General features: G+C 67.9%; 1 protein-coding gene. It reads left to right on the top strand.

Annotation, left to right across the window (positions count from 1 at the left end; genetic code table 11):
- On the top strand, positions 1-1,441 hold a 1,441-nt coding region (locus ACRDSQ_RS07710), incomplete at both ends, for a hypothetical protein (protein WP_431419987.1).

Here is a 1,441-nt window from a genome sequence, read left to right as displayed (position 1 = left end):
TGCGCCACCAACGCCAGCACCATTACGGCCGCGGTCGGGCTTTATACGCCGACGATGCAAGCCGACGACATGCCCAACGACACCACGCCCAGCGGCTCGGGCATGGTGACGGTTGACCTGGACGTGCTGGCGCCGCTCACCTTCACGCTCATCACCGCCGACGCCGGCACTACCATGGCCTGCAGCGGCGGCACGTTCGACGACAGCACCGCCGGCGGCAACGCTCCCGATGCGGCCACCGGCCGCACCTACGGCGACCCGCAATGCGACCTGCTGTTCACCGCCAGCGGCGCGCGCGCGCCCTACACCTGGAACACCAACTCGCCCGCGCCCGCACCTATCGCCTGCACGCAGGAAGGCATGAACGGCGAGTTCTTCCGCTGCAACAGCGGCGGCGCTGCCGTGACGGGTGGAGCCGCTACATTGGGCGTAGACGTCACCGACACGGGGAACGCGGCGCTCCCGGGCATCACCCAGGACACCGACGACCAGATGCATATGGGCCACCTCATCAACATCGCGCCCGATCTGGTCTTGAACCTGATCACCACCGACCCAGCCAGCTTCGCCGGCTGCACGGGTGGAACGTTCGACGACTCGACCTTTGGCGGCAGCGTGCCGGACGGCGTCTTTGGCCGCACGTACGGTGACCCGCAGTGCGACCTGCTCTTCCGAGCGTCGGGCGGTATTCCCGACCCGACCAACGGCTACAGTTGGCCAGTCATCGGCGCGCCGCTGGAGTTGAGCTGCACAGAGGAAACCGAACTGGTGATGGACGACCGGCTGCGGTGCAACAGTGGCGGCGCCGGGTTCAGCGGGGTGGGGACGTTTGTCTTTGGAGCGGCCGTGCAGGATGCGGGCAACGATACCACTCCGGACTTTACGCAAACCGCCGACGACCAGGGCCATACGGACGGGACCCAGGCCGCGCACAATATCAACATCAATAATGAGGTCAGCGTGGTGTCCGACCTGGGCGACCCGCTGCCGACGGCGGTGCAAGGCCAGCCGTACGGGGAAGCCCCGGCCACGCCGGCCACTTTCACGGCCACGGGCGGCCTAGGCGGAACCACGGGCTTCACGCTGGCGACCACTACCGGCGGCACCATGAACGGGGATTTGGCCTTCCCGGCGGACATCATGTGCGGCCAGACGGCCCCCGACACGCTCAGTTGCGCCACCATGATGGGCACCATCACGGCGGCCGTGGGCACCTACACGCCGACGGTGGACGCCGACGACGTGGCCAACGACACCACGCCCGACAGCGTGACCGCAGGCACCACGGCGATGGTAACGGTGAATATCGACGTGGTGGCGGCGATGATGTTCACCCTAGTGACCGCCGACCCAGCCATGACCGCTTGCGCGGGCGGCACCTTCATGGACACCACCGGGGATGCTCCCGACGCCGTGACCGGGCGCACCTACGGCGACCCGG

The organism is Actinokineospora sp. (assembly GCF_050699995.1).
Taxonomy (GTDB): Bacteria; Actinomycetota; Actinomycetes; order Mycobacteriales; family Pseudonocardiaceae; genus Actinokineospora.
This window is presented reverse-complemented; position numbering and strand designations above follow the sequence as displayed.